This is a genomic window from Desulfosporosinus sp. Tol-M2 (genome assembly GCF_059735615.1).
On record NZ_JCAIJG010000152.1, the window covers coordinates 1 to 3,789 of the forward strand.

At 49.7% G+C, this 3,789-nt stretch carries 5 protein-coding genes; all 5 read left to right on the forward strand.

Annotated features, from left to right (window positions below):
- Positions 1-301: 301 nt before the first annotated feature.
- Positions 302-652 carry an HNH endonuclease gene (locus AC6I5A_RS11610; protein ID WP_034616023.1) on the forward strand — a complete coding sequence of 117 codons (351 nt, stop codon included), beginning with the start codon at positions 302-304 and terminating at the stop codon, positions 650-652.
- 127 nt (positions 653-779) lie between these two features.
- The gene (locus tag AC6I5A_RS11615; protein WP_034616025.1) at positions 780-1,280 is read left to right on the forward strand and encodes a hypothetical protein; all 501 of its coding nucleotides are present in this window, start codon (positions 780-782) and stop codon (positions 1,278-1,280) included.
- Between the two features lie 3 nt (positions 1,281-1,283).
- Positions 1,284-2,540, forward strand: coding sequence for a site-specific DNA-methyltransferase (locus tag AC6I5A_RS11620; RefSeq protein ID WP_034616027.1), 1,257 nt, complete (start codon positions 1,284-1,286; stop codon positions 2,538-2,540).
- 120 nt (positions 2,541-2,660) lie between these two features.
- Positions 2,661-3,617: a hypothetical protein gene (locus AC6I5A_RS11625; protein WP_034616030.1), complete on the forward strand. Its 957-nt coding sequence runs from the start codon at positions 2,661-2,663 to the stop codon at positions 3,615-3,617.
- A partial coding sequence (locus AC6I5A_RS11630; RefSeq protein WP_034616033.1) for a DUF4314 domain-containing protein occupies positions 3,601-3,789 on the forward strand: 189 nt, incomplete at its 3' end. The genes AC6I5A_RS11625 and AC6I5A_RS11630, both read left to right, overlap by 17 nt.

A 3,789-nucleotide genomic window follows, 5' to 3' on the forward strand; every position in this document is an offset into this window, starting at 1 on the left:
TTTTAAATATGATTCGATCAAAACCGTGCAGAATTCCCTTGATTTGATCGTGATAATTATTTATACTCTTCATATAGCCGTTACCTCGCATTCAGTGTTTTACCACTGCCCATTATATCATCCGATATCTTGGGACTGGCAATTTAGTTGCCGATTTATTGAGGAACGGCTATTTTATTTTTATTGTCTGCAGCTTTGCTGCGGTATGTTATAGTTAGAATGAGAAAATTGAATGGGCGCACGAGCCGTTGTGGATTACCGCAGCGGCTTTTTTCATGCCCTGAATCGGAGGCGAAGAACAATGCCTTATAAAGCAAAAAAGCCCTGCGCCTACCCCGGCTGCCGCAACCTGACAAGCGAACGGTACTGTGAGGAACACGCCAAGGCTGAAGCCAAACGCTACAACCAATATGACCGTGACCCCAACAGCAATAAACGCTACGGCAGATCGTGGGCGAGGATTCGCACGGCGTTCCTGTCAGCAAACCCTCTCTGCGAGTTGTGTAAAAAGGATGGCAGGCTTACACCGGCGACCCTGGTCCACCACAAGCGGAAGCTGACGGATGGCGGCACAAACGACTGGTCAAATCTGATGCCTCTCTGCGGGGAGTGCCACAGCAGACTCCATGCCGAGCAAGGCGATTACTTTTGATTGTTTGATAAATGGAGGGGCGGTTTGATTCTCTGCCGCTTTCAGGCAGGACAGCGCGCTCGGCCTTTCGTGTGAATTTTTCAAAAATCAAAAATCAAAAAATCAAAATCAAAACGAGGTGACGCAAATGCCCAGCGGAGGCTACCGTCCGGGGGCAGGCCGTCCTCGGAAAAATCCAATCGACAAGAAACTTGAAGGCAAACCAGCAGTCAGCAAAGCAACACCAAAGCCGACTGCTAAAAAGATAGCATCGCAAAATGTCATGACTGAGTATTTCTCCATGGCGATGAAGGAATGTGAAAAGGAAGTACCCTCAGCCGATATTCTACGAACTGAAATTGAGGAGTACATCGCAGCCCGTGGTTGCGACGGCTTGGTCGCTCCGCAGACGATAACGGACTATGTACTTAACAGGCAGGGCTTCCTCGCCTGCGAAGCGATGAATCGCAAAATCGGACGCATGACTAAGGAGCTTAAACTGTCGCCCTACGTCACAGCAGGTGCTGGCTACTACAAAGCGATGCAAGCCGACTTTAACTTAATTATGCAAATCATCAACCGTTACAGCAACAACCAAAACGAAGAGAAGAATGCCTTCTTGGAGCTGCTCACGAACAGGGGGTTTTAATAAATGCAAACTACAGAACGATTTGAAAAGGTGGACATTGACCGCCTTATCCCATACGCGAGAAATGCTCGCACCCACAGCAAAGAGCAGATTTTGCAGCTTCGCTCTTCTCTCCGCGAGTTCGGATTCGTTAATCCCATCATTGTGGATAAGGATTTGAACATCATTGCCGGACACGGTCGTGTCCTTGCTGCCAAAGCTGAAGGCTTATCGGAGGTTCCCTGTGTGTTTGCGGAGCATCTGACCGGAGCTCAAAAACGCGCTTACATCCTCGCCGACAACCGACTGGCGTTGAACGCTGGCTGGGATGAAGAACTTCTGGCTCTCGAATTCGGAGAATTGAAAGACCTCGGCTTTGAGCTTGAGCTTACTGGCTTCGGGCTGGACGAGATCGAAAAGCTATTTGCTGCGGATAGCGATGATGTACAAGACGACAATTTTGATCTGACAGCCGCTTTGGAAGAGGCGGCTTTTGTTTTGCCCGGTGATGTATGGACTCTCGGACGGCATCGGTTAATTTGCGGTGATGCCACCCATGGGAACACCGTCAAAAAACTGATGGACGGTCGCAAGGCGAACCTGGTCCTTACCGATCCGCCATACAACGTATCATTTGAATCAGCCAGCGGACTGAAAATCAAGAATGACCGCATGGCAGCGGAACAGTTTTACAACTTCCTGCTCTCGTCGTTCAAATGTTTTTACGAAAACATCACTGACGGCGGGGCCTTTTACTGCTTTCATTCGGATTCGGAAAAAGTGAACTTCTTTCGCGCATGCGTTGATGCAGGCTTCCACTACTCCACCACTTGCATCTGGGTAAAGAATGCTCTCGTTCTCGGACGTGGCGACTACCAACAGATGCATGAGCCAGTATTGTATGCCTTCAAAGATACCGCCAAGCACAAGTGGTACTCCGATCGTAAGCAGACCACAATTTGGAACTTTGATAAGCCGAAAAAGAACGCCGACCACCCGACAAGCAAGCCGCTGGATTTATTGGCATATCCTATATCCAACAGTAGCCAGGCCAACGCCATCGTACTGGATACCTTCGGCGGCAGCGGCTCAACCCTCATCGCCTGCGAACAGCTTGACCGCACCTGTTTTATGCTTGAACTCGACGAAAAGTACGCAAGCGTCATCCTTCGCCGCTATGCTGAGTTCAAGCAAAACGGCGGCGAGGACATCATTTGTGAACGGGATGGTAAAACGCTTAAATATGCTGATTTGGTGAAGCAAGTAGCACACCGCGACTAGGAAATAATACACCAATAACTACACAAAAGACTTGCTATTACAGCCTTTTAGAGTGATGTATGTAATCACCGGAAGGCATGCGAAGCCTTCGGAATCAAAATGAAATCGGAGGTTTTTACCATGAGAATCAATTACAACGTAACTGGTCAGGAACGGAAAGCCCTGGTAGCAGCAATCAGTCAGGAACTGAATGCGCCGACCAATTACCTCGGAGCACCGACCTTCGCCTACGAGGTGGGCGGATACCACATTGATAAGAACGGCGTGGTTACGGGTCCAGACAACCTTGACCTCGAATCTGACCTGCAGGGTATCCACGGTTTTGAAGCAGCGGAACACGAATACGATGAACCAGATACCTACGAGAGCGGACTTGGTGGCATGGGAGCGACACCATCAATTGAAGAGTTAAATGACGAAGCTGAACTTCTGGCCGAGCGTGAAATGCGCCGTCTGAAACTTGAAAACGCAAATGTCCCCGACTACTCAAATCGCGGACCATACGGCGGCGATGACATTCCCGCCTTTGAGGATTTGCAGATGGACGGACGTGAGGAGCTCGGTTTGGGTCGCACCCATCGCGAAAATTGGCAGGGCGAAAACGGCATGCAAGCCAGCGATGTTCCCGAACCGGATGAACCCGACAAACTGAGTATAGAAATGCCCCTCTCCTTTATGACCGATGAAGGAATCGCCAATCTGGAAAAGCTGATCGCCAGCAAAGCAGAATTGATTAAAAAGGCCATTGGCGCAGATGCCCTTCCTATTGAACGGACGGAAACCACGCTCAAATTCCCTTGGTTCAAGTTTCCTGCCGAAAGCGATGAGGTGTCTGCCTACTCTCGCTTCATCGGCGCGCTTTGCGCGGCAGCCAAAAAGCAAAAGCGAGTCACAGCACACGAGAAGGCAGTCGATAACGAAAAGTACGCCTTCCGCTGCTTTCTGCTGCGGCTCGGCTTCATCGGGGATGAATATAAACATGTGCGCAGAATCCTCCTGAAAAACCTGTCCGGAAATTCTGCCTTCAAGTCAGGCACTAAGAAAAGCGCGGAGGTGTGTGATGATGTTTCCAAATAAAGAAACGGTTGAGCGGGTTCGAAAGCAATTTCCAAAGGACACGAGAGTTGAACTGGTAACCATGACCGATCCCTACTCTACTCTTAAGCCCGGTGACCAAGGAACGGTGGACTTTGTGGATGATACCGCCACAGTATTTGTGCTCTGGGACAAACGCATTATGTGGAGCTCC